The sequence below is a fragment of the Bradyrhizobium sp. USDA 4503 genome (assembly GCF_054055815.1).
This window is the reverse complement of record NZ_JBSRXS010000001.1, coordinates 850,455-873,354: the sequence shown is the minus strand read 5'-3', so window position 1 is coordinate 873,354 and position 22,900 is coordinate 850,455. Positions and strand designations below refer to the sequence as shown.

Here is a 22,900-nt window from a genome sequence, read left to right as displayed (position 1 = left end):
CAGCGTCGATCGATCGACTCACGATGTATTGAGGCAGCAGCGGCAGGAATCGGGTGGCCACGGCGCTTCACAACGCAAAGCTAGTCATGGCTTGAGCATTGGTGAATTGGATGACTAGATATTTCAGAGACAACAAATCCGGATGACTGACATGACCACGCTCGACGTCGACGCCGTGAAGACATTCGTGACCATCGCCGATCTCAAGAGCTTTACGCGCGCCGCTGAAGCACTCGGCACCACGCAGGGCGCGATCAGCGTCAAGTTGAAGCGGCTGGAAAGCCAGATCGGCCACAGGCTGATCGAACGGACACCGCGCCTGGTGCGCCTGTCGGCGGAGGGCGCAGCTTTCCTCGCCCCGGCGCAGGAATTGCTCGGCGCGCATGATCGCGCCGTCGCGGCGTTGTCGCCCGTGCGCCCGCGTCGCTTCTCGCTCGGCATTGCCACCCATGTCGGAGGCGCGGAGGTTCCGACCTTGCTGGCGCGGCTGCATGCGCACGACCCGGCGCTCACCATCGAAGTAAGGCTCGAGGATTCCCGCGACCTGCTCGACGCCTTCGACCGCGGCGAGATCGATGCCGCCATCATCCGCCGCGAGGACGACCGCCGCGACGGCGAAATGCTGGCGACGGATCACTATGGCTGGTTCGCCACGCCGGACTTCGTCCATCGCGCCGGCGAGCCGCTGCGGCTCGCCGCCTCTTCGCCGTCCTGCGGCGTGCTCAACATCGCGACGCGCGCGCTGGCGGCGGCTAGCATCCCGTGGACGGAAACTTTCCTCGGCTGCGGGTCCTTTGCCGTCGCCGATGCGGTCGCCGCAGGCCTCGCTACGTCGGTATTCTCGCGCCGGCTCGCCCCGGCCGGGACGATCGAGGTCAGCCAGCGGCTTGGCCTGCCTGCCCTGCCGCCGTCCGAGATCATGCTGCTGTCGGCGCTGTCAGATGCAAAATCCCGCGCGCTGCTGAAGACGATCGTTGGTGCCTTTCGCGAGCATCATCGCATGCCTGCGAATCACGCGGCAGAGGACATCCATACCGTCACCGAAGTTGTCGGCTCCTGAACGATCTGCGCGCCGGCCGGCTAGTGTGCTGAACGCGAAGTTCGTGCGATTTCGCGGCAGCCACTTTCACGAAGTTCGCATTCATAAAGCACACTAGAATTATAAGTTTGCTAGTGTCCTTATCGAATCCGAAGTTCGCTCCGAAGGTGCGGCAAATGATGCGAACTTCGGATTCGGGACACTAGCGACGCGCGCTTCCGGCGCGCTTTCCCTCGAACAACGCACGCTCCGAGGTGAGCGCCCTGGCGAGAAAATCGAGCGTCGCGCGGATGCGCGCGGTGCGCTTGAGATCGTCATGGGTCAATAGCCACAGCGCCGAGCGCGGCTCCGCCGGTGCTTTCGGCGTCAGGCGGCGCAGCGTGGGCACGAGGTCGCCGACATAGCAGGGCAGCAGGGCAAGCCCCAGTCCCGCCGCCGCGGCATCGCGCAGCGCCGGAAGCGCATCGACCCGGCAGGTGATCCGCACCGAACGCACGTTCTCGCGCATCCAGCCGGCGATGACGGTCCCCGCCAGCGCATCGTCGAGCCCGATCCAGTCGTGCACCGACAGATCCCCGTCGACGCGGCGGGCGAGATTGGCGCGCGATCCGTAGACCGCATGGGCAATATCGGCAATGCGCCGTCCGACCAGCAATTCGGATGGCGCCGGCGTCGGTCGGATCGCGATCTCGGGCTCGCGGCGCGTCAGGTTCGCCATCGCATTCGAGATGATGATTTCCGGCTGGATCTCCGGATGCGCGGCGCGCATCGCCGGCAGATGCCGCATCAGCACCGCGCCGAGCGTGTCTGTCGTCGTGATCCGCACCGGCCCTGACGGCCTGAGATCCTGCCCCGCCAGCTTGCGCTCAAGCGCAAGCACTTCGTCCTCCAGCCGGGCTGCCGACGCCGCCGCGATCTCGCCCGCCGGTGTCGGCGCGTAACCGTCGCGGAAACGCTCGAACATGCGCGTTCCGCTCGCATCCTCGATCGTGCCGAGGCGGCGAAACACGGTGGAATGCGTGACGCCGAGCCGGCGCGCCGCCCCCGAGAGGCTGCCTTCCCGCGCAACCGCAAGGACCAGCCGAAGGTCGTTCCAGTCGAGGACACTGTGCATTTTTGCAAACTCACTTCGCAAGGCTGGAGAATATCTTATCACAAACGGACAAGCCATCTTCCCGGAGGTTCAACCGACGGACACCCCTCGTGAGGGCGCCGTCGATTGCCGAGAGGAGCTGGCAGGTGACAAGCGAGACCACCGAGACGTTGCAATTGCACGACACGCGGCCCTCGGCGATCGATCCGCGGCGATGGCTGGCGCTGCCGGTGCTGCTCACCGGCGCCTTCCTGCCGATCCTCGATTTCAATGTCGTCAACCTGGCGCTGCCGGTCATTCGCGACAATCTCGGCGCCAGCTCGAGCGAGGTGCAGTTCGTGATCTCGGCCTATGCCGCGACCTACGCCGTCTTCCTGATCACCGGCGGCAGGCTCGGCGACCTCCTGGGGCGGCGGCGGATGTTCCTGGCCGGCGTCGCTGGCTTCACGATCGCATCCGTGCTGTGCGGCATCGCGTGGTCACCGGCCATGCTGGTCGCCGGACGGATCCTGCAGGGCCTCACCGCCACCGTGATGGCGCCGCAGGTGCTTGCCTCGATCCGCGTGCTGTTTCCGGCGGCCGAACAGGGCCGCGCGCTTGGCTTCTATGGCGCGACCTTCGGCCTTGCCAATATCTGCGGCCAGCTGCTGGGCGGCGTGCTCGTCTCGGCACATCCGTTCGGACTGGCCTGGCAGGCGATCTTCCTGATCAACGTGCCGATCGGCCTCGCCGCCTTCGTCGGCGGCCTGCTGTTCTTGACCGACTCGCGCGCCGCGCACGCGCAGCGGCTCGACGTCGGCGGCGTCATCCTGCTGTCGCTCACGCTCGGCCTCCTGGTCTATCCGCTGATCGAGGGCCGGGAATCCGGCTGGCCAATCTGGATCGTCGCGATGCTGCTGGCATCTCCGCTGATGCTCGCCGCTTTCGTCTGGTTCGAGGCGCGCCTCGAAGCCCGTGGCGGCGACCCGCTGGTCGCGCTGCATCTGCTGCGCAACAGCGATTTCGTGATCGGGCTGGTGATGGCGCTCGCCTTCTACATGCTGTCGTCGTTCTATCTGACCTTCGCGGTCTACCTGCAAAGTGGCCTGCACCAATCTCCGTTGGAAGCCGGCCTTGCCACCCTGCCCTTTGCCGCCGGCTTCTTCGTCAGCTCGCTGGTATCATCGCTGGTGATGCAATGGCTCGGTGCCCGCACGCTGACGCTGGGCTTTGCGCTCCAGGTCACAGGCTTCGGTGTCTTGACGCTGTCGGTCGGTGGCGCGCTCCCGCAAAGCCTCGAATTCGGCCTGATCTGCGGCGGGCTCGGCTTCGGCACCGTGATGCCCTCGGTGATCAAGGCCGTGATCGGCAGCATCGATCCGCGCCATGCCGGGCTGGCATCGGGGATGATGATCTCGACCTTCCAGATCGGCGCCGCACTCGGCGTCGCGATCATCGGCGGCGTCTTCTACAGCCTGCTCGGGCCGCATCCGCAGGCCGACGACTACGCGCACGCCTTCACGATCGCGCTCGGCTGCAATGTCGCGCTACTGGCGCTCGGCGGCTGGCTGTCGCTGTGGCTGCCGCGCGAGCCGGCGGCGGGTTGAGATCGACACCGCCGACGCGGCTATTGCTTCGCGGCCGCGAGCGGCGGCGGAAACAGCAGCTTGAGCAGGATGGCGGCAAGCAGCGTCACCAGGGCGAGACCGGTGGAGAGATAGAGCGCGCTCGCATCGCCGAACCGGTCGATCACGATTGCATAGATCAGCGGCGCCGCCGCCGGCAGGATGAAGCTCGGGACAATGAGCCGGCCGACCAGCGTGCCATAGCTGCGATGATCGAACAGGATGAGCGGCAGCGTTCCCCTGGTGATGGTCAGAATGCCGTTGCAGGCGCCGTAGAGCAGCGCAAACGCAATCCCCATCTCCCGCGCTGATCCGCTGAACAGGCCGGCGATGAAGGAGAGCGGCATGATCAGGCAGGCCATCAGATTGAGCCCGAGCGGATCGATCCGTCCGCCCAACAGAACTTCGCAGAGACGCGCGGCGGATTGCCCGATCCCCCGCAGCGTTGCGATCCACACCGCAACGGTGACGGTGAGTCCCAGGCCGGTGAGCACCGCGATCATGTGCGCCGACATGCCGGCGTTCAAAAAGTTCGCGCCGGTCATGATCACGGCATAGAGCCCGCTCGCCGCCGCAAGCTGCCGTCGCCCCACCGCGCGCGGTTGCCTCGATGCCACCGCAGCAGCGCCCGGCACGCCGGCAAATCGCTGGTTCGGAATCAGCAGATGCAGCGGGATCGTCAATAGCGCAATGCCGGCACAGGCCAGCACCGCGATGCGCCAGCCGAAATGGTCTGAGAGCGCATGGCCGAGCGGCCAGAACACGGTGGCGGCCAAGCCACCAAGCAAGGTGATCCCGGACATCGCACGGCGCGCCTCCGGCCCGCCGATCCGGGCCAGCGCCGCGAAGGCGGCATCGTACAGCGTCAGCCGCATGCCGAGGCCAAGAACGATCCAGGATGCGAAATAGCTGCCGATCTGGTGCGAGAGCGCGAGACCCGCGCAGCCGAGCGCGTTGATCACCGCCCCCGCGACCATGACCTGCCGGCCGCCGCTTTTGTCCACCCACCTGCCCGCAAGGGGCGACGTCACGCCCATCACCAAGAGCGCCGCGGCAAATCCGCCGTAGACGATGTCGCGGCTCCAGCCGAGATCCGCGGCGATCTGCTCGCCGAACCCGCCGATCAGATAGTAGGTCGCGCCCCACGAGATCAGTTGAGCCAGCCCGAGGGCAATCACGACCCGGCGTGCGATCACCGGGCCGTTTCCCTGTCTGACGGAAGCGTGGAAGCGCCCGGCCCCAGCGGCCGCTGCATCAGCACGGTGTCGACCCATTGCCCGAGCTTGAAGCCCACCGACCTCAGCGTCCCCACCATCTCGAAGCCCATGCGACGGTGCAGCGCGATCGATCCGGCGTTGCCGCTGTTACCGATCACGGCGATCATTTGCCGCCAGGGTCCCGCCTCCGACCGTTCGATCAGCGCCCGCAGCAGCGCCGCACCGACGCGGCGGCCACGCAGGGCTTCCGACACGTAGACCGAATCTTCAATGGTGTTGCGATAGGCCGGCCGCGGCCGGTACGCTGTCGCGTAGGAGTAGCCGGCCACCCGTCCGTCGATATCGGCCACGATATATGGCAGCCCAGCGGCCAGCACGGCGGCACGGCGCTCGAACATCTCGTCGAGTGTCGGCGGCACTTCCTCGAAGGTCGCCAGCCCGTTGAGCACGTGGTGCGCGTAGATGCGCTGCACCTCCGCCATGTCGACCTCTGTGGCGTCGCGGATCAAGGTGTCTTCGTTGTCTCTCATCCTTGCCTCGTCTTGCGGCATCATGCCCGTGCTTCGACGGCGCGTCGGTGCACGCTGCGGGCACCACGGGCTCATCTCGACATCGCTGCGCGACAGTCCGACATCCGCCAGCAGGCGATCATCGAGCTCGCGCAGCGCCTGCCGGCGGAGGATGCGCGAATGCGGCGAGACCGCAAGATAGCGCCCCAGCTCGACGATGACACCGCCAATGGACTTGAGGCCGGACAATGCCTGCTCCCGGTCTGCCGAAGCCGTCGCTTGCCGGACTATGCGCCCCGGCGTTATATAAGTGAAGCTTTGACAGCTTATGCACGGCATAAGAGATACTTTGATGAAGAACCTCGACCTCGATTATCTCGAAAGCTTCGCTGTCGTGATCGACTGCGGCAGCTTCTCGGCGGCAGCCGAGCGGCTGCAACTCACGCAGCCCGCGGTGAGCCTGCAGGTGCGCCAGCTCGAGCGCAGCCTGAATGCGACGTTGATCGAGCGGGTCGGACGCAAGGCCAGACCGACCGCCGCCGGCGTCGCGCTGCTCTCCCATGCGCATCAGATCAATGCGGCGGTGGCGTCGGCGGTCGACGCCGTTGCACAGCAGACGACCGGAACGGCAGGCCGCGTGCGGCTCGGCACCGGTGCGACCGCCTGCATCTTCCTGCTGCCGCCGATCCTGAAGGAGCTGCGCGCCGCGCTGCCCTCGCTGGAGATCACCGTCACGACCGGCAACACCGCGGAGATCGCCCGGGCGGTCGAGGAAAACACCATCGACATCGCGCTTGTCACGCTGCCGGTGTCGGGGCGCAGCTTCGAGATCACGCCGGTCGTGAACGACGAGTTCGTGCTGATCGCGCCCCGCGACATGCCACTGCCGGCGCGGATCACGCCGGAGGTGCTTGCGACCAGGCCGGTGCTGCTGTTCGAGCCGGGCGGCAACACCAGGCGCACCGCGGACGAGTGGCTGGCCCGCGGCGGCGTGTCCTTGAAGCCGTTGATGTCGCTCGGCAGCGTCGAGGCGATCAAGGAGATGGTACGCGCCGGGCTGGGCTGTGCGGTGCTGCCCGGCATGGCCGTTCCCGCCAGGACCAAGCAGCGCGACCTGGTCGTCCGGTCGCTGTCACCAAAGCTCTACCGCCGGCTCGCGGTGGTGATCCGCCGCGACAAGCGCCTCGATCGCGGGCTGCGGCAGACCTTGTCGGCGCTGAAGGCACTCTCGGCCAAGGACAATGGCCGCTAGAGCGTCGAGCGAGGTGGACGCCGGTCCGCGTCAAGAAAGCAGGCATGACAAGGAGCGGGAGCTTCGGCTCTGATCCAATCAAAACCGAAGCCCTCGGAAGCACGCCGCGCGTTCTCCCCGTTCTACCCCTTACGTCGCCTTGCGCTCCTGCTCCGCGATCTTGCGGAACGCGGCTTCGCCGGCATCGGTCACCGCCGCCCATTTTGCGTTCGGCGTGGCCTCGGCTTCGTAATTGTCGTGCCAGTTCCACCATTTGTAGGTCGGGCCCTGCGGATAACCCTTCGGCGAGTCCTCCCAGAGTTCCTGGCGGCCGAGCGGCGTGATGTCGAGATAGCTCCACACCGTACCCATCGCCTCGTCGCCGCGGCTGTTGACGAAATAGGTGCGGAAGATCCGCTCGCCGTCGCGGATGAAGACGTTGTGGCCGTGCCACTCGGCAACGCCGAAGTCGGTGTCAAAACTGTCGGTGATCGTGTACCACGGCATGTCCCACTCCATCCGCGCCTTCAGCCGCTCGATGTCCGCCTGCGGCGCGCGCGAGGCGTAAGCCAGCGTGGTGTCGCGCTGATTCAGATGGGAGAGGTGACTGACCTGATCGGCGCCGAGCGAACAGCCGCGGCAGCCATGGTCCGGCCAACCGAACACGCCGGGCTCGAAGAAGGCGCGGTAGATGATCAGCTGCCGGCGGCCCTCGAACAGGTCGAGCAGGCTCGCCTTGCCGTTCGGTCCTTCGAAGACATACGGCTTCTCGACGGCCATCCAGGGCATCCGCCGCCGCTCCGCCGCAAGCGCGTCGCGTGCCCGCACCTGGGCCTTTTCCTTCACCAGCATCTCCAGGCGCGCCGCCTCCCACGCCTCCCGTGACACCACCGGCGGCGTCTGCATCGCTGCCAGTCCGCCACGATCGTTTTCAGCTGATTTATTCATGATGGTCTCTCCATCTCCGATTTGGACGAACTCCGCTCCCCGAGCGCGGTTCCAGCGCCGGCGACCGTTCGTCATTGGCCATGCCGCAATCTGGCTCGGCAGCGCTAGCGAGCGGGAGTGACAAGTGTGTCGGGATTTTTCGCGCAGGTGGTCAGACCGCATCACCATATTTGTGATATGCTTGCACTTTGCAACTAACTATGCGAACCTCGCCGGCATGAAGCAAACCGCTGCCCCTGCGTCCGATGATGGCCTCAAGCTAAGCGCCTGGCTGCCTTACCGCCTGTTCCTGGTCACAGCGCAGGTCGCCCGCCCGCTCGAGCGCTTCTACGGCGAGACGTTCGGATTGAGCCAGGCGGGCTGGCGCATCCTCGCCGTCATCGCCGAGCGCGACGCGGCCAACGCCTCCGAGATCGGTCGCGCCTGCGCGCTCGATCCGTTCGCGGTCAGCCGCGGCATCGGCCAGCTCACAGAGCTCGGCTTCGCGGTGCGACGCTCCGGCAAGTCCGACCGGCGCTTCGCCGCCGTCAGCATCACCCGCAGCGGCCGGGCCGCATTCAACCGGATCGCCGCACTCGGCAACGCGATCGAAGCGCGGCTGCTGGCGCGGCTGTCGGAGAGCGAACGCGCCACGCTCGATTCCGCCCTCACCCGGCTTGAGGGAGAAAGCGCGCGGATCGACGCCGACGGCTGGCGCGCACTGCGCGATGACGCCGGCGCGCCATGACGGCCCTGCTGTTCGCAGTGACCGCGCTGCTCTGGGGCGGCGGCGCGCTGGCAACGGCGATGCAGGCCGGCGTGACGCCCGCGCCGTGGTCGGTCGCGCTGCGCATGGTGCTCGCGGGCGTCATCCTGCTCGGATACGGCCGGATGCGCGGCGTGACGCTCTCGATCCCGCGCAAGGATCGGCCGGCGGTCGCGTTGCAGGGCCTGCTGTTCTTCGCCATTGCCTTCATCGCCTTCTATGAGGCATCCGCACGCATGCCGAGCGGGCTTGCCGCGCTCGTGCTGTCGACATCGTCGCTGTTCGCGGCCGTGATCGCGCGTGCCGTGCTCGGTGTGCCGATCTCTTCCGGATTCGTGTGGGGCGCGCTGTGCGGCGTTCTCGGCCTCGCGATCATCTTCCTGCCCGGCGTCGCCGCGCATGGCGCCGCGCCGCTTGCGGGATTCGCCTGGGCGCTCACTGCGGCCATCGCAACCGGCGCCGGGACAACGGTCGGTGCGCGCAACCAGCGCGCCGGACTGCCTGTCGTCTCCGTGCTCGGCTGGGGCGCGTTCGTCGGCGCGACAGCGAGCGCGCTGTGGGCCGTCGCGACGGGCACGCCGTTTGCGGCCGACATCTCGCCCTCCTACGTGACGAGCTTCCTCTATCTTGCGATTGCCGCGTCCTGCATCACCTTCATGCTCTATTTCGAGCTGGTGCGTCGGCTCGGTCCTGGCCGCGCGGCCTATACGCTTGCGCTGGTGCCGCTCGTCGCGCTCGTGCTGTCGGCGCTGTTCGAACACCTCGCGCTGGGTTGGCCGATGCTCGCCGGCGCCGTCGCGATCCTCGCCGGCAACGTCCTGGTGCTGGCGCGCGATTGACCGGCTCGTCGGCGCACGCAAGAGGCATGCGGCAAGTTGTCCCCGCCGGCGATCGCCGGCCGGTCAACCTCTTATTTCCCGATCGCATTAATCGGACGTTGTCCGGCTCGCATATAAAGAAGCAACCCGGGCCGACGAGGCGGCTTCGCAAGGTTACCCGATGGTGAATTCCATCCGCAAAATCGGCAACACCGAGTACTTCGCAATCCAGGCCGACGGCCAGGATGACTGGATCATGCGTCCTGCCCTCGGCCAGCGGCCCGCGCGGAATGCCGGGCTGCTGCTGGATGGCATCGCCTGGTTCTTCAACACCGACGCGGGATTCATCTTCTATGATCTCGCGCGTCGCCAACTCGTCGATCGGCTGCAAACGCCCTGGGCGCGCGGCCACGACGGAAAGGACGCGCGCGACGATTATCTGAATTACGGATTTCTCCAGAGCAAGGATGGCCGGTTAGTCTATCTCCTGCTTTATCACGCCGCGAACGCGACTGACCTGCATGTCATCGACCTCGAGCGCAGGGCGATCGTCCGCTCGGTTCTGGACATGCCGAGCGGCAACTCGCTGTGCCCGCCGGTTCTGGACCAGGCTGGCCGGATTCTGGTTTCCGCGTTCCGGCACGACAACGGAATCGTTGCACTGTTGCTGCGCATCGATCCGCAGACGGGCCATCACGAGGTGTCGAGCTGCGAGGGATCGCGGGCGAGGTCGTTCCTGATCCGCTCGAGCCCGTGCGGCCGCTATTGGCTGCGCGCCGACAATTCCCGGCTCCCGATGATTACCGAGGAGAGCTCGCTTGTCTCCCGGTTGCTGGGTAGAGGCACCACGGCGCAGCGGGAGTATTTCAGCTTTGCCGTCGAGATCTGGCAGGCGTTTCCGCTGCGGCGGCTGCACTCCGTCGCGCCGATGTGGATGCAGGCGGAAGGGTTGCCCGACACGACCCAGCTCGACCTCGACAGGCGGAAGCAGGGATTGCCGCCTCGGCGAGGCGAGATCTACCGCAAGGTGTCGCAGTTGCTCGATCGCGAGGCCACGCTGACGACCAACCAGATCAACGCGAAATCGCATCCCGATCTGTGGCCGGATCCGAATAGCCACTACGCCAATGTCAGCAGCAATCTCCGCGACTTCGAACTCTCCGAGCGCGACGTGATCGGCTGGCAAGGCGATAGCCAGGCTTTTTGGTTGAAGCGGCATGACTTCGTCGCCTGCGTCGGTGTGGACGGGACGGTTTCGCCCAAGATCATGCTGGAGCGGTTCGGGATGGACGACCGTCCCTGGCTGGCACGCGCCCGCGGCTGGTCGAAGGCGACGCCCCTGCCCGACCGTCGCCTCGATATGCGGTTCACGGAGGGGATGGTGACGGTCTCCGGCGCGCCAGGCGATCCGGTACACCGCGTCCGGGCGGTGCCCGTAACCGAGGATCATTTCAGGCCCGCGCCACCCGAGCCGCAAGAAGAGGACAAGGATGCCGCGCTCGCCAAGAAGGCCGAGACGCTCGCCAGGCGGTTCAGCACCTACACCGTCGATCTCGCCTCGATGAGCGAGCCCGATTGTGTCGCAGCCATCGATGCGCTCACGGCGCAGATCGGTCCCGATATCAACGAGCGTCCCTACGACAACTACCTGCAGGCGGTGTTCCGTTGCGACGGCAAGCGGCTCAACGAGAAGAAGTTCTTCTCGCATGTTGCGAAGCACTGCCCCGGCGCCGCACCTGCGATCCGCGGGCTGATCGACGCGGCATGCACGCACATCGGACCGCATGCCAACGCCTGGTACGATCCTTACGGAGACGAGATTCCGACCGCGCTGTTCGGCTACGCCGCCTGGTGCCTCGCGCGCCTGGACAAAACGAGCAACGATGTCCTGCTGCGCTACTACGGGCTGGTCGATACCGATCACGAGAACTTCTTTTTCGAGAAGATCGCTCCGTTGATGCTGGAGAACGCAGGCGACGCGAGTCCTCGCCTGGAGCTCGCGGAGCAATTCTATTTCGGCGACCTCGGCAATGCCATCGATCACGCCGCGCTCTGGCGAATGGCGAAGATGGCCGAGCATGCGGCGAGCCTGATGACGGCGCAGCAGTACGCGGCGCGATTGCTGGCGCGCGCAGCCGCGACCTCCGCCGCGCGATCGAAGTCGGAGTTCGGGTATTATTGTTTCGACAATCTCGCGCGGTTCCTGACGGATCCTTCGCGATGGGAAACAGAGCTGCTGCAAGAACTCCGCCAAGCGGCGAGCGATCTCGCGCCCCAATAGCGCCGCGGCAGATGAAAATATCACGCCGGCATGTCACATTCGCCGTTCCTCGTTCGTCATGATGTCGTCAACCAACCCAGGGAAACCGACCATGACTGTCAGACTTGATCCGCTCGCCGCCGCCCCCAAGATCATGAAGATCTGGTTCGACGCGTCGGTCGCGATCTCCTCCAGCCTCGAGCCGAAGCTCGCCGAGCTCGTGAAGATTCGCGCCTCGGAGATCAACGGCTGCGCCAATTGCATCAATTTGCACACGACATTCGCCCGCGATGAGGGTGAGACCGAGCAGCGCATCTACCTGCTGTCGGCCTGGCGCGAAGCGCCCTGCTACACCGATCGCGAGCGCGCCGCGCTCGGCTGGACCGAAGCCCTGACTCGGATCTGCGAGCAGCACACCCATGTCGCGGCCTACGAGGCGCTGAAGGCGCATTTCACGCCGGAGGAGCAGGTCAAGGTGACCTTGCTGATCAACATCATCAACGGCTGGAACCGGATCGCGGTCGGCTTTGGCGGCTTCGTCGATCCGCACGTGATCAAGGCCAGGATGGCCGCGGCGTGACCGCGGAAACGGCACGAGACGACGCAGCGGCTGACTTCGCGCCGCTGCGTCCCGGGCTGATGCGCGTCGCCTATCGCATGCTCGGCTCGGTGGCCGATGCCGAGGACATGGTGCAGGAGGCGTTCATCCGCTGGATGAAGGCCGACCGGAGCGAGGTGCGCGAGACGGAGGCGTTCCTGCGCCGCACGGTGACGCGGCTCTGCCTCGATCAGCTCAAATCCGCGCGCCGCCAGCGCGAGACCTATGTCGGCCCGTGGCTTCCAGATCCCGTCGTCGAGGAGCAGGACGATGACGTCACCCTGCCGCTGATGCTGGCGCTGGAGCGGCTGTCGCCGCTGGAGCGCGCGGCCTTCCTGCTGCACGACGGGTTCGGACTTGGCTTCGACGAGGTCGCGGCAACCATCCAGCGAACGCCGGCGACCTGCCGTCAGCTCGCCGGCCGCGCGCGCAACCATATCCGCGAGGCGCGCCCGCGCTTCCAGATCGAGAAGCAGCGCGGCATCGCGCTCGCCGAGGCCTTCTTCGCGGCATCGCGCAGCGGCGACATGAAGGCGCTCGGTGCCATGCTGGCGGCCGATGTCAGCGTGCATGCCGACGGCGGCGGCAAGCGTCCGGCAGCGAACAAGCCGATCCTCGGCTTCGATGCCGTGATGCGCTTGCATGAATCGCTGGCGGCGCATTTCCGCAACCACAGCTCGCACCTGGTTCGCACCGGCTTCATCAACGGATTGCCCGGCTTCATCACGCTCGAGACCGACGGCGAGCTGTCGACCACCGCGCTCGACATCGAGGACGGCAAGGTCGTGGCGATCTATCTGGTGAGGAACCCGGACAAGTTGCGGCATCTGCACTAGGCGGCATGGCTTCATTCGGTCTGGATCGCCGGCCGATTGACGCGGCGACGATATCTGACTAAAGTCAGATATATGCTCGACCCCGTGTCCCGCGTCCGTCGCTTCAACCGTGCCGTGACCTCCGCCGTCGGCGCGCTCGACACCTCGTTCCTCGGGCGCGGCCGGCCGCTCGGCGCGGCGCGCGTGCTGAACGCGATCGGACACGGCCGCGCCGATGTCGGCGAGATCAGGGATTATCTCGGGCTCGATTCCGGCCTGATGAGCCGCCTGCTGCGCAGCCTCGAGGACGAAGGCCTGATCGAGACCACGGCGCATGGCGACGATGCGCGCCGCCGCATCGCACGGCTGACGGCGGCGGGTAGGCGCGAGTTCAGCGCCTATGAAGCGATCTCCAATCGGCAGGCCAAGGACTTTCTCGCCCACCACAGCCAGCGCGAGGCGCTGCTGGCGGCGATGGACCTGATCGCCTCGGCGCTTGGCCGCGACGGCACCGCCCTCGATGAGATGGATCCGCGCAGCGACGAGGCGCGCTACTGCCTGGGCGAATATTACGCCGAGCTCGCGCGGCGGTTCGAGAAAGGCTTTGACGTCAGGCTGTCGCGCGACCCCGAGGCCAAGGACATGGTGCGCCCACGCGGCAGCTTCATCGTGGCGATGTCGGACGGGTTGCCGATCGGCTGCGTCGGGCTGAAGGGCACCAGCAGCGAGTTCGCGGAGATCAAGCGGCTCTGGGTCGCACCTGGCGCGCGCGGCCTCGGCCTTGGCCGCCGCCTGATGGACGCCGCCGAGAAGGCCGCACGCGAGCTCGGCATCGCGGTGTTACGGCTCGACACCAACAGCGCGCTGCCGGAAGCCGGCCAGCTCTATCGCAGGACGGGCTGGACCGAGATCCCGCGCTTCAACGACGACCCCTACCCCGATCTGTTCTTCGAAAAGCATCTCTGAACGGCGCGCCGCACGCGGTGCCCGCATCGGCATGTTGTCCGGCGCGATGCGCTGGCCTAAGACACGAGCATGACCATTCGCGCCATCGTGCGCTATCCCGATCCGCGCCTTGCGCTGCCGGCCGAGCCGGTGACCATGTTCGACGACGCGCTGCGCGAACTGGCGCAGGACCTGCTCGAGACCATGCATGCGGCGCCGGGCATCGGCATCACCGCGCCGCATATCGGTGTGTCCCTGCGCGTCGTGGTGCTCGAGCTCGATACCCGCGAGGGGCCGCGGACCTATGTCAATCCGGAGATCATCCGGACCTCGCCCGAGATGACCCTGCACAAGGAGGGCAGCGTCTCGATGCCCGGGGTCAATGACGAGGTCGAGCGCCACGCCCGCGTCCGCATCCGCTATCAGGATCTCGACGGCAACATGCAGACCGAAGAGTCCGACGGCCTGCGGGCGGTGTGCCATCAGCACGAGATCGATCAGCTCGACGGCGTGTTCTGGATCAGGCGGCTGTCCCGCATCAAGCGGGAGCGCCTGATCAAGCGCTACGACAAAATCTCGCGGACGTGATCGTAGCCCGCATGAGCGAAGCGACATGCGGGACAAGCCGCGATCAGCAGACGGAAAGGCCCCGGATATCGCTGCGCTCATCCGGGCTACGCGTCTTGCGCGAGCGAACCAACCTCCCTTCGTCCTACCCTCCCGCCATCAAATCCTTGGCCAGCACCATGTAAGCCGGCAGCGTCACAGGGTCGTTGGCGGCGTTGCCGGCGGCCGGGTGCGAGGCGTAGCGCGCAATCACTATCTCGGCCTTCGGATCGATATAGAGACCCTGGCCATAAACGCCGCGCGCCATGAAGGCGCCGTGCGCATTGTGCGTCACCCACCATTGATTGCGGTAGGACGCCCCTGGCAGTGTTGTGTAGCCGGCAGGCTTGAATTTCTCGGCATCGCCGCCGCGCGCGATGTCCTCGACCACTTGAGACGGTACGATCTGGCGGCCGTTGAAGCGGCCGTGGTTGCGGATCGTCTCGCCGAACCGGGCAAGATCGCGCAGCGTCGTCGACAATCCGCCGCCGCCGCTTTCGGTGCCGATGCGGTCGACGTGATAATGCGCATCCTCCTCGGCGCCCATCGGCGCCCAGATCCGCTCGGAGAGCAGGTCCGACAGCGTCATGCCGCTGGCACGGCGGCAGATCCAGGCCAGCACGTCGGTGTTGACGGTCTTGTAGGCGAACGCCTTGCCGTGCTCGCCCTGCTTCTGCTGCGCGCAGAGGAAATCGAAGATATTGGTCGCGCCCTCATAGCCCGGCTCGATCGGCGCCATGCCGTTGGCGCGCCGCAGCCCCCACACGTCGGAATTCTTGTCGGTATAGACCTCGGTGTATTTGAGGCCGGTGGTCATATCCATCGCCTCGTGCACGCGGGCATCGCCGAACGCGCTTGCCTTCAGCTCCGGCACGTAATCGGTGATCGGCGCCTGCGGATCGATCTTGCCCTCGGCGATCAGGATACCGGCAAGCGTGCCGGTGAACGATTTGGTCACCGACATCGCGATGTGCGGCTTGTGCGGCCTCAGGGCGCCGAAATAGCGCTCGTAGATCAGCTTGCCCCGGTGCAGCACGGCGATGCCGTCGGCATAGGTTTCCTCGAGCATGCGCGCGAAGGTCATCGGGCGACCGTCCATCGCCACCGATGCCGACGCGCCGATATCATGGTCTTCGCGCGGCAGCACCGACGCCGGCCCTGCCCCGCGCCAGACATTCACGGTCGGCACCAGTTGGCGGATGTTGCTCCAGGCCCAGCGCAATTCGGGGAAGCTGCGGAACGAGCCGTTCTGGAAGGTGATGGTCCTGTCCTGCGGCGGCGGAAAGCCCTGCATCCAGCCAAGCGTCTGCGGATCGGATTCGGCGGCGGTGAGATTTTGCTGTTGATTGGCGGCGGCTGCGACGGACATCAGGGCTGGCTCCAGAGCTGCGAATGCGAATTTCGTATCACGCGACAGCACTAGGCACATCCCGCGTTTGCGCCGGGGTGATCGTCGCGGCGAGCGCACGCCGCAACGCGAATGGCCGCGTGCCGCACACGCCAGCTCGATCGGACACCTGACTATCGAGCCCGGGCCAAATCATTCCACCACGCGGATTACCCCGCCGCCGCGCGCTCGATCGCGGCGATGTCGATGTTCTTCATCGTCATCATCGCCTCCATCGCGCGCTTGCCGGCGGCGCGGTCGGCGCTGTTGACGAGCTCGAGCAGCCGCCGCGGCGTGATCTGCCAGGCAAAGCCCCAGCGATCCCGGCACCAGCCGCACGGCAATTCCTTGCCGCCGTTGGAAGTGACCGCATTCCAGTAGCGGTCGGTCTCCTCCTGGCTGTCGGTGAGCACCATGAAACTGACCGCCTCGTTCGGCGTGTAGTTGGAGCCTCCGTTTAACCCCACGAAACGCCGGCCGAGCACGGTGAACTCGACCGTCAGTTCCTCGCCCTGCCCGATGCCCGGTATCGGAGATTGATGGCCCGCGCCGACATGGCTGTCGGGAAACGTCGCGGCATAAAACTCCGCCGCTTCGCGCGCCCGGCCCTGATCGAACCAGAGGCATGTGACGAGATCGGTCATGGCAGTCTCCTTCCAGGGATCATCGAGCAGAATGGAGAGGGAATAATCCGTGATTATGGTCCTGGTTCGACGCGGCGCAGGCTTTCGTTCCACAACGTGTTTCGCCATCGCGGATCATGTTTCGCCACTTCGGCTCACGCGCATGATCAACAGCGGCACGATGACGATCACTCCCGCCATCAGCATCACTCCGGATAGATCCGAGAGATTCAGCATCCGGGCACCAAGAATGGCTCCGACGCCGATCGCCGAATTGATGACCGCGGAGTGGACCGCGGCCGCGGACATCGCCATGGAACCGGCCGCGCGTAAGATCCAAGTCTGGAGGCCCGCGAACAGCGCCGCGATGGCGGCGCCCCAGACGATGAGCAAGGTAACAACCGCGCCGGCCCCCAGTCGCGGGCCAAACCATCCAAGCCCGACAAGCGCGCCCGCGAGGGCCAGCAGTCCCCACGTGATGACAGATGTCATGAAGCGATCGATCAGAACGCCGGTCAGGATGTTGCCGACAAATCCTGCTCCGCCAAAACCGAACAGCATCACACCGATCATGAAGGGCGGCACATCCGCGATCTCGCCGAGGAAGGGTTCGATGAACGTATAGGCTGCGAAATTCGCTGCCGCCATGAACGCCGTTACGGAATAGATTCTCCGTAGGTCCTGTCGGCGCACCACCGCTGCCAGCGCTTGCCATCCCGCCGGCGATCCGGCCCGGAGCCGCGGAAGAACGCCGACCATCAGGGCGGACGTGCACAATCCGACCCCGCCGATCACGCCGAAAGCCGCGCGCCATCCGTTGTTCTGTCCGATGAGGTTGACGAGCGGCACGCCGATGACGGTTGCCATCGAGATTCCGCCGAACACGATCGCTGTCGCAACACCCATGCGATGAGACGGCGCGATCTGCGTTGCGATCGCGGCCGCCATCGCCCAGAAGAAACCGTGAACGACAGCACCGACCGCGCGCGCCAGCAACAACCCCGTGAAACCGTCGGAGAGCATTGCCGCAAGGTTGGTCGCAGACAACACCAGCATCAGAACAACGAGCAGCGGTTTGCGGGGAAAACGTTGCAGCAGAACGGCGGACAACAGACCGCTTGCAGCGCCGATCCAGGCATAGAGCGTGACCGTGAGCCCGACCGCGGCCTGGTCTCGACCAAGATCGAGGGCGATTTGGGACAACAGCCCGACCGGCGCGAACTCGCTCGTGACCATCGTGAACGAAGCAACGCCGAGCACGATGACGGCGAGCCAGACGCGGAGCCCGGGACTGGAAGTGTCAGTCGTCATGCAGGTGACCGGTGTGGCGGCCTGATGTCCCTGATGACGCGCCGATAGTCCTGACGTCGCCTTTCATCCACGAACGCAGCCTTGAGGCTGTTGTCGGCGAGGCTCAATTGCTCCTCGGCAGTCAGGCCCAACGCCGCTGCCGCACGGACGAAGTTCTCGTTGACGTGACCTCCGAAATACGCGGGATCGTCGGAGTTGACCGTGACGCAGAGGCCGGCGTGGAGCAGCCGGCGCAGATTGTGACGTTGGAGATCGGGGAAGATCCGCAGCGCCACATTCGACAACGGGCACACCGTGAGCGGCGTCCCCTCGTCGGCAAGCCGCCGCATCAGTGCCGGATCGGCCTCGCATTGGACGCCGTGATCGATGCGGTCGACGCGTAGCCTGTCGATCGCTTCGGTCACGTAAACCGGCGGCCCTTCCTCACCGGCATGCGCGGTCGTCTTCCAGCCAAGCGCGCGGGCGCGGGCGAAGACCTGGTCGAAGGTTCCGGGCGGGTAGCCTTTTTCCGGTCCACCAAGTCCGAGGGCCAGCACGCCGTCGCGCCAGCGGCGCGCTGCCTCGATGGCGGCGAAGGCCTCTTCAACAGGCTTATGCCGGCGAACGCACAGGATCACGCCTCCGGTGATATCGCGTTGTAACCGCGCGTCTGCATAAGCGGCGCTGATGCCGTCCATGACAGCATCGAACGGCACGCCGCGCTCGGTATGGTCGGCAGGGGTGACGTAGATTTCCGCATGAACGACGTTGTCTTCCCGCGCGCGGGTCAGGTAAGCGCGTGCCAGCTCATAGAAGTCGCGCTCCGTCCGAAGCACGGTCAGACCAGCCCAGTAGATCTCCAAAAATGACTGGAGATCGGAGAAGCGATACGCCGAGAGGATATCGGTCATCGAGCGGTACGGGATCGCCACGTCGTTCCGGCGGGCAAAATCGAGCAGCATGCCCGGCTCCAGCGTTCCCTCGACATGCACGTGAAGCTCGGCCTTCGGAACGGCCTTGATGTCAAACAAGGGAACGGAATTCATTGAACGCGATCTCTGGCCTCGGCGTGTTCCGCTTCAGAGCTTTTTCCCGCGCGTCCAACCGGATGCGCGTGCCGAAGCTCGTCCGCCGTACGAGCCCGACCTAGCAGCCTTTGTCGAAAGGTCGCCACGCATAAAATATGCGGGCGTTATCCGGCTCAGGCAGCCTCCCCGTGCATTAGGCAATGGTGGTGACCAGCCGCGCGGGGGCACCGTCGGCGAGCATGATGCGCTCCCACAGCATGCGTCCCGGAAGGATCACGAGATCCGCATCGGAGTTCGGACCCGTATTGACCTCGAGCGAGCTGAGCTGCCCGTCATACCAGCCGAGATCATTGAGGGCGGTGTCAGCCGCGAGGATTTCCGGAGAGGCATAGACACGTAGCGATTTGCCCAGGAACTCGGATAAGCCGGTTCGCCATTCGGCCTGCCTGGGCGCCGACGCGGCAAGCAGCCGATGCGTCAGGTCGCACACCAGATGGACCTTGCGCGTCGAGGATTCGACGAGACGCTTCAGAGCGGCATCCTGGGCCGGCTCGAACGGACCCATGAGCAATCGGCGCGCCGAGATCCACTGGGTTTCCGACAGATCGAGAATGCCGCGCTCCCAGCGCGACACGGTCGCCTGATCCACACCCATCAATTCAGCGAGGTAGCTTTGCTTCATCTGACGAAGCAATCGCATTCGTCGCAATCCGCGGCCTTGATCACCCATCAACATTCACCCAACTTTGTTCTGCAACTCGTGGCGCGGGGTCAGCGAATATATACCCCGCGGACACCGCTACCAGTAACGGCTGCGGCGCAAACTCCGCAGCCGTGCGCGCCTGGCGCTGGTCGAACCACAGGCATGTCACGAGCCCGGCCACGGCAGCCTTTCCTTTTTCGCATAGGGTGGTTGGCGAAACCGCACACCGCCATCACGATCGCAAAGCCTGTCCGGATCGGCCAATTCGGCCGCTATCGCGGCGATGACTGCCATTGAGCAGCGAAATCCGGGGTTCTCGCCTTTGGCAGGACCGGCCCCGGATCTCGCTGCGCTACATCCGGGCTACGCTTGGCCAAACGATTCCGGAATCAGCTGTCGGGGCGCGCGCCGCCCGCTCGTCCTCAGAGTCTGACTCATAAATCACCCAACCTTAGCTGCAGCCGCGAGTCTGCGGGTCAGGAGCCTGATGTGTGCAATCAGCAGCCAGGCAGCTTCGGTTGCCACCGTCGCCTCGAAGTCCTTGGCGAGGCGGCGGCATCTGCCGAACCAAGCGAATGTGCGTTCAACCACCCACCGCCTCGGCAGAAGCTGGAAGCCTTTGACGCCTTGAGGCCGCTCGACGATCTCGACAGTCCATGGACCGCAGTCTGAGAGCGCGTCGAGGAGTTGATTTCCGCGGTAGATCCGGTCGGCAAAGACGTGGCGCAGCCGGGGGAAGTTCATCCGCACGTTCTTCAGCAGCGGTACGGCGCCATGGCAGTCCTGAACGTTGGCGGGATGAACATGAACCCCAAGGAGGAGGCCATTGGTATCCGTCACAATGTGCCGCTTGCGGCCGTAGATGCGCTTGCCTGCATCGTAGCCGCGCGGTCCACCAGCTTGGGTGGTTGGCGCACTTTGACTGTCGATCACGGCTGCCGTCGGCTTCGGTGTCCGTCCAAGCTTTTTTCGCGCCCGGCGGACAAGCACGCTGACAATCCTCTGCCACCGGCCTGTATCCCGCCATCTATAAAAATAGCCCTGCACCGTCGAATAGGGCGGGAACTCCTGCGGCAACGCCCGCCACTGGCAGCCGGTCGAAACGATATAGAGGATCGCTTCGATCACACGACGCAGCTCCGTCTTACGCGGCCGGCCGCGCCGGTTCGCTCGCGGCAACAGGCGTCTGATCACCGCCCACTCCGCATCGGTCATATCGCTTGCATAACGCAGATCGTCCCGCCGATATTGCTCCCGAGTGATCTTGGTCCAGGGCATCGTGCTCTCCCTCGAATCTTTGCAAATCCGATGGAATCACACCCCACTGAGATCACTCACCCATTTTTCAGTCAGGCTCTCAGGACGCAAGGACATGGAGAGAAACGATGACGCCCATCATTACCGCCTTCGAACGGTCGCCCGATGGCGGCAAGGGATTGGCGCGCGATACGCACGTTCGCTGGGCGCTGGAAGAAACGGGCCAGCCTTACGAGGTTCGCCTTGTTTCGTTCCAGGCGATGAAGGAACCCGCGCATCTGGCGCTGCATCCCTTCGGCCAGATTCCGACCTATGAGGAAGGTGATCTGGCGCTGTTCGAGACAGGCTCGATCGTGCTCCATATCGCCGAGCGTCATGCCGGCCTGCTGCCCGGCGATGCCAATGCCCGCGCCCGCGCGATCACCTGGATGTTTGCCGCGGTCAACACGGTGGAACCGCCGATCCTCGAACTCATGACCGCCAGGATTCTGGAGAGCGACAAGCCCTGGACCAAAGACCGCCTGCCGCTGGTCATGGATCGCATCCGCGACCGGCTGAAGCAACTCTCCCCCCGCCTCGGCAAGGCCGACTGGCTCGACGGCGCGTTCAGCGCGGGCGACCTGATGATGGTGTCGGTGCTGCTCCGGCTGAGAGCATCGGGCATTCTCGACGAATATCCGGGCCTGTCCGCCTACGTCGCCCGCGGCGAAGCCCGGCCGGCTTACCAGCGCGCTTTCGAGGCTCAGCTGGCGGTCAACACGGGTAAACCACCGACCGGCTGAGGTTGGCGACAACAGCGACAGGCCCTCGCGCAGATGGCAAGGCCCCCGGACATCGCTGCGCCTGCCCGGGCCAGGTTTGCTAGTCGAATGGATCGTGTTCTGGCAGCGGTTCGGTCAGTTCGAAGCCTGGATGAAGCTGCGAGATAATCTCCAGTGCGGTGCGGCCGGGTGCGATCCCCGCGGGGTGCACGCCCGACGCATCGAAATACTGGTTGCTCAGCACCGCGACACCGCATTTCAGTTCCGGCACGACGATCACGATCGCTTCGAATCCGCCTCTGCTCGTCGCGCCGTTCTTTGTGAAAACGGTATGGCCCTGCGTGTCCGTGGTGATCTGCCAGGCGAGGCCCATGGTGACGCTGGTCTTCTCCCCGCAGATGGGGAATGTCCCCTGGTTCTGCTGCGTCAGCGCGATCTGCGACCCGAGCGGCCCCTTCGGCGCCGCGATCTGCGCCGCAAGGAACTTGATCATGTCGTCGCCGGTGGTCTTCAGATCAAAGGCCGTGCCGCCGGTCGGCGTGTTGCGGTCGAAGACGATCGGATATGGCGGCTCGGAGCTCTTGCTCCAATGCCCGATACATCCCTGCGCGATCTTCCACGACGAATTGAGCACCGCTCCGGTCTGCTTCATGCCGAGCGGACCGGTGATGTATTCGGCCAAAATTTCGTTGTAGTTATGGCCCTTGTCTTTCGCAAACATCTGCGTGACCGCAAAGCCCAGGGTCACGAAGCCGATGTTGGAATACTGCCAGCAGCCCTGCGGCGGCGTATCATATTGATTCCACCAGTTGATGAGTTCACTGGAGGGCGGCTCGTCCGCAAACAGCTGCTCGCTGTAGCCAGTCAAGCCGTCCCCCGGCTGCTCCGGCATGCCGGAGGTATGGGTGGCGAATTGCACGAGCTGGATGGCGTCCAGCACCGGCGTTCCCACCGCGTTCGCGCTGAAGAGGTTCAGATAAGGGCCGATGGTATCGTCAAGAGAAGGCCCACCCGCCTTGACCGCCACCGCCAGCAATGTGCTGGTGAACACCTTGGTCACCGATCCGATCTCGAACACCGTGTCGGTCGTGACACTGAATGGCGCGGGCGAAGAGCCGGCCACGCCTGACAGTCCCTTGGGGTAGGCGTAGCCCTTGGTGCCGAACGACTTTTCGTCATAGACCGCGATGCAGCAGCCAGGGGCGTTGCTGATGCCGAGATATTTTTCGGCCGCCTGTTGAACGATCTGTGCCGGACTTGTCGTCGCCTCGATCATCTGGTCGCTCATTTCGCCCTCCTGCCGGTGAAGATGCACCATGTTGACCCTTGGTTGCATCCTTTCATACAACGTCGTTCAGCGCGAGTGAAATCACCCGTGACTATTTGTTTCAAGTTCGCTCGGTGGAGCGTTCGCGCGGAAAAA

General features: G+C 65.3%; 22 protein-coding genes. 11 read left to right on the top strand and 11 right to left on the bottom strand.

Annotated elements, in window-relative coordinates:
* The first annotated feature begins 151 nt into the window (after nt 1-151).
* The gene (locus ACVMIH_RS04105; RefSeq protein WP_057020045.1) at nt 152-1,060 is read left to right on the top strand and encodes a LysR family transcriptional regulator; all 909 of its coding nucleotides are present in this window, start codon (nt 152-154) and stop codon (nt 1,058-1,060) included.
* Nucleotides 1,061-1,241: 181 nt separating this feature from the next.
* On the opposite strand, the gene ACVMIH_RS04100 is transcribed toward ACVMIH_RS04105, so the two are convergent.
* The gene (locus ACVMIH_RS04100; protein ID WP_456860824.1) at nt 1,242-2,153 is read right to left on the bottom strand and encodes a LysR family transcriptional regulator; all 912 of its coding nucleotides are present in this window, start codon (nt 2,151-2,153) and stop codon (nt 1,242-1,244) included.
* Nucleotides 2,154-2,278: 125 nt separating this feature from the next.
* Between ACVMIH_RS04100 and ACVMIH_RS04095 the strand changes: the two genes are divergently transcribed.
* Nucleotides 2,279-3,718 (top strand): MFS transporter, encoded by a 1,440-nt coding sequence (locus tag ACVMIH_RS04095; protein ID WP_082653987.1) that lies wholly within the window; start codon nt 2,279-2,281, stop codon nt 3,716-3,718.
* A gap of 20 nt (nt 3,719-3,738) precedes the next feature.
* Here ACVMIH_RS04095 and ACVMIH_RS04090 read toward each other — a convergent pair whose 3' ends face one another.
* A complete protein-coding gene (locus tag ACVMIH_RS04090) occupies nt 3,739-4,932 on the bottom strand; it encodes an MFS transporter (protein ID WP_057019805.1) in 1,194 nt (397 codons plus the stop codon).
* On the bottom strand, nt 4,929-5,711 hold the full coding sequence (locus ACVMIH_RS04085; protein WP_082653986.1) for a GNAT family N-acetyltransferase: 783 nt from the start codon (nt 5,709-5,711) through the stop codon (nt 4,929-4,931). The genes ACVMIH_RS04090 and ACVMIH_RS04085 overlap by 4 nt, the downstream gene beginning before the upstream one ends.
* Before the next feature lie 103 nt (nt 5,712-5,814).
* On the opposite strand from ACVMIH_RS04085, the gene ACVMIH_RS04080 reads away from it, so the two are divergent.
* Nucleotides 5,815-6,714 carry a LysR family transcriptional regulator gene (locus ACVMIH_RS04080; protein ID WP_456827471.1) on the top strand — a complete coding sequence of 300 codons (900 nt, stop codon included), beginning with the start codon at nt 5,815-5,817 and terminating at the stop codon, nt 6,712-6,714.
* A gap of 129 nt (nt 6,715-6,843) precedes the next feature.
* Here the strand turns inward: ACVMIH_RS04080 and ACVMIH_RS04075 are convergent, their stop codons facing one another.
* Nucleotides 6,844-7,641 carry a DUF899 domain-containing protein gene (locus tag ACVMIH_RS04075; protein WP_456827470.1) on the bottom strand — a complete coding sequence of 266 codons (798 nt, stop codon included), beginning with the start codon at nt 7,639-7,641 and terminating at the stop codon, nt 6,844-6,846.
* A gap of 217 nt (nt 7,642-7,858) precedes the next feature.
* On the opposite strand from ACVMIH_RS04075, the gene ACVMIH_RS04070 reads away from it, so the two are divergent.
* From ACVMIH_RS04070 to ACVMIH_RS04040, 7 genes are all read left to right on the top strand, one after another.
* Nucleotides 7,859-8,368, top strand: coding sequence for a MarR family winged helix-turn-helix transcriptional regulator (locus ACVMIH_RS04070; RefSeq protein ID WP_456827469.1), 510 nt, complete (start codon nt 7,859-7,861; stop codon nt 8,366-8,368).
* Nucleotides 8,365-9,225, top strand: a complete 861-nt coding sequence (locus tag ACVMIH_RS04065; RefSeq protein WP_456827468.1) for a DMT family transporter — start codon at nt 8,365-8,367, stop codon at nt 9,223-9,225. The genes ACVMIH_RS04070 and ACVMIH_RS04065 overlap by 4 nt, the downstream gene beginning before the upstream one ends.
* A gap of 160 nt (nt 9,226-9,385) precedes the next feature.
* The gene (locus tag ACVMIH_RS04060) at nt 9,386-11,485 is read left to right on the top strand and encodes a YncE family protein (protein WP_456827467.1); all 2,100 of its coding nucleotides are present in this window, start codon (nt 9,386-9,388) and stop codon (nt 11,483-11,485) included.
* A 91-nt stretch (nt 11,486-11,576) separates the two neighbouring features.
* Nucleotides 11,577-12,044 (top strand): carboxymuconolactone decarboxylase family protein, encoded by a 468-nt coding sequence (locus ACVMIH_RS04055; protein ID WP_057019801.1) that lies wholly within the window; start codon nt 11,577-11,579, stop codon nt 12,042-12,044.
* A 59-nt stretch (nt 12,045-12,103) separates the two neighbouring features.
* Entirely contained in the window at nt 12,104-12,898 is a 795-nt protein-coding gene (locus tag ACVMIH_RS04050; RefSeq protein WP_456866379.1) for a sigma-70 family RNA polymerase sigma factor, read from the top strand.
* A gap of 72 nt (nt 12,899-12,970) precedes the next feature.
* Nucleotides 12,971-13,843: a GNAT family N-acetyltransferase gene (locus ACVMIH_RS04045; RefSeq protein WP_456827466.1), complete on the top strand. Its 873-nt coding sequence runs from the start codon at nt 12,971-12,973 to the stop codon at nt 13,841-13,843.
* Nucleotides 13,844-13,912: 69 nt separating this feature from the next.
* Nucleotides 13,913-14,410 (top strand): peptide deformylase, encoded by a 498-nt coding sequence (locus tag ACVMIH_RS04040; protein ID WP_456827465.1) that lies wholly within the window; start codon nt 13,913-13,915, stop codon nt 14,408-14,410.
* Between the two features lie 124 nt (nt 14,411-14,534).
* Here the strand turns inward: ACVMIH_RS04040 and ACVMIH_RS04035 are convergent, their stop codons facing one another.
* The 6 genes from ACVMIH_RS04035 to ACVMIH_RS04010 form a co-directional block, all read right to left on the bottom strand.
* On the bottom strand, nt 14,535-15,797 hold the full coding sequence (locus ACVMIH_RS04035; protein WP_456860821.1) for a serine hydrolase domain-containing protein: 1,263 nt from the start codon (nt 15,795-15,797) through the stop codon (nt 14,535-14,537).
* A 188-nt stretch (nt 15,798-15,985) separates the two neighbouring features.
* Entirely contained in the window at nt 15,986-16,459 is a 474-nt protein-coding gene (locus ACVMIH_RS04030) for a VOC family protein (RefSeq protein ID WP_057019799.1), read from the bottom strand.
* A 114-nt stretch (nt 16,460-16,573) separates the two neighbouring features.
* Nucleotides 16,574-17,698, bottom strand: coding sequence for an MFS transporter (locus ACVMIH_RS04025; RefSeq protein WP_456860820.1), 1,125 nt, complete (start codon nt 17,696-17,698; stop codon nt 16,574-16,576).
* A gap of 47 nt (nt 17,699-17,745) precedes the next feature.
* Nucleotides 17,746-18,774 (bottom strand): adenosine deaminase, encoded by a 1,029-nt coding sequence (locus ACVMIH_RS04020; protein ID WP_456860819.1) that lies wholly within the window; start codon nt 18,772-18,774, stop codon nt 17,746-17,748.
* Between the two features lie 175 nt (nt 18,775-18,949).
* Nucleotides 18,950-19,486, bottom strand: a complete 537-nt coding sequence (locus ACVMIH_RS04015) for a helix-turn-helix domain-containing protein (RefSeq protein WP_057019797.1) — start codon at nt 19,484-19,486, stop codon at nt 18,950-18,952.
* 414 nt (nt 19,487-19,900) lie between these two features.
* Nucleotides 19,901-20,737 (bottom strand): IS5 family transposase, encoded by an 837-nt coding sequence (locus ACVMIH_RS04010; RefSeq protein ID WP_076824982.1) that lies wholly within the window; start codon nt 20,735-20,737, stop codon nt 19,901-19,903.
* Between the two features lie 107 nt (nt 20,738-20,844).
* Here ACVMIH_RS04010 and ACVMIH_RS04005 point away from each other — a divergent pair, with 107 nt between their 5' ends.
* Nucleotides 20,845-21,498 (top strand): glutathione S-transferase family protein, encoded by a 654-nt coding sequence (locus ACVMIH_RS04005; protein ID WP_456828442.1) that lies wholly within the window; start codon nt 20,845-20,847, stop codon nt 21,496-21,498.
* A gap of 79 nt (nt 21,499-21,577) precedes the next feature.
* Here the strand turns inward: ACVMIH_RS04005 and ACVMIH_RS04000 are convergent, their stop codons facing one another.
* Nucleotides 21,578-22,765, bottom strand: coding sequence for a serine hydrolase domain-containing protein (locus ACVMIH_RS04000; protein WP_456860818.1), 1,188 nt, complete (start codon nt 22,763-22,765; stop codon nt 21,578-21,580).
* Nucleotides 22,766-22,900: the final 135 nt, after the last annotated feature.

Coding starts and splice junctions, on each gene's coding strand:
- ACVMIH_RS04035 (WP_456860821.1), bottom strand. CDS start 15,797: ATGTCCGTCGCAGCCGCCGCCAATCAACAGCAAAATCTCACCGCCGCC.
- ACVMIH_RS04055 (WP_057019801.1), top strand. CDS start 11,577: ATGACTGTCAGACTTGATCCGCTCGCCGCCGCCCCCAAGATCATGAAG.
- ACVMIH_RS04020 (WP_456860819.1), bottom strand. CDS start 18,774: ATGAATTCCGTTCCCTTGTTTGACATCAAGGCCGTTCCGAAGGCCGAG.
- ACVMIH_RS04100 (WP_456860824.1), bottom strand. CDS start 2,153: ATGCACAGTGTCCTCGACTGGAACGACCTTCGGCTGGTCCTTGCGGTT.
- ACVMIH_RS04040 (WP_456827465.1), top strand. CDS start 13,913: ATGACCATTCGCGCCATCGTGCGCTATCCCGATCCGCGCCTTGCGCTG.
- ACVMIH_RS04005 (WP_456828442.1), top strand. CDS start 20,845: ATGACGCCCATCATTACCGCCTTCGAACGGTCGCCCGATGGCGGCAAG.
- ACVMIH_RS04000 (WP_456860818.1), bottom strand. CDS start 22,765: ATGAGCGACCAGATGATCGAGGCGACGACAAGTCCGGCACAGATCGTT.
- ACVMIH_RS04015 (WP_057019797.1), bottom strand. CDS start 19,486: ATGGGTGATCAAGGCCGCGGATTGCGACGAATGCGATTGCTTCGTCAG.
- ACVMIH_RS04030 (WP_057019799.1), bottom strand. CDS start 16,459: ATGACCGATCTCGTCACATGCCTCTGGTTCGATCAGGGCCGGGCGCGC.
- ACVMIH_RS04045 (WP_456827466.1), top strand. CDS start 12,971: ATGCTCGACCCCGTGTCCCGCGTCCGTCGCTTCAACCGTGCCGTGACC.
- ACVMIH_RS04075 (WP_456827470.1), bottom strand. CDS start 7,641: ATGAATAAATCAGCTGAAAACGATCGTGGCGGACTGGCAGCGATGCAG.
- ACVMIH_RS04080 (WP_456827471.1), top strand. CDS start 5,815: ATGAAGAACCTCGACCTCGATTATCTCGAAAGCTTCGCTGTCGTGATC.
- ACVMIH_RS04010 (WP_076824982.1), bottom strand. CDS start 20,737: ATGCCCTGGACCAAGATCACTCGGGAGCAATATCGGCGGGACGATCTG.
- ACVMIH_RS04065 (WP_456827468.1), top strand. CDS start 8,365: ATGACGGCCCTGCTGTTCGCAGTGACCGCGCTGCTCTGGGGCGGCGGC.
- ACVMIH_RS04105 (WP_057020045.1), top strand. CDS start 152: ATGACCACGCTCGACGTCGACGCCGTGAAGACATTCGTGACCATCGCC.
- ACVMIH_RS04070 (WP_456827469.1), top strand. CDS start 7,859: ATGAAGCAAACCGCTGCCCCTGCGTCCGATGATGGCCTCAAGCTAAGC.
- ACVMIH_RS04050 (WP_456866379.1), top strand. CDS start 12,104: ATGCGCGTCGCCTATCGCATGCTCGGCTCGGTGGCCGATGCCGAGGAC.
- ACVMIH_RS04060 (WP_456827467.1), top strand. CDS start 9,386: ATGGTGAATTCCATCCGCAAAATCGGCAACACCGAGTACTTCGCAATC.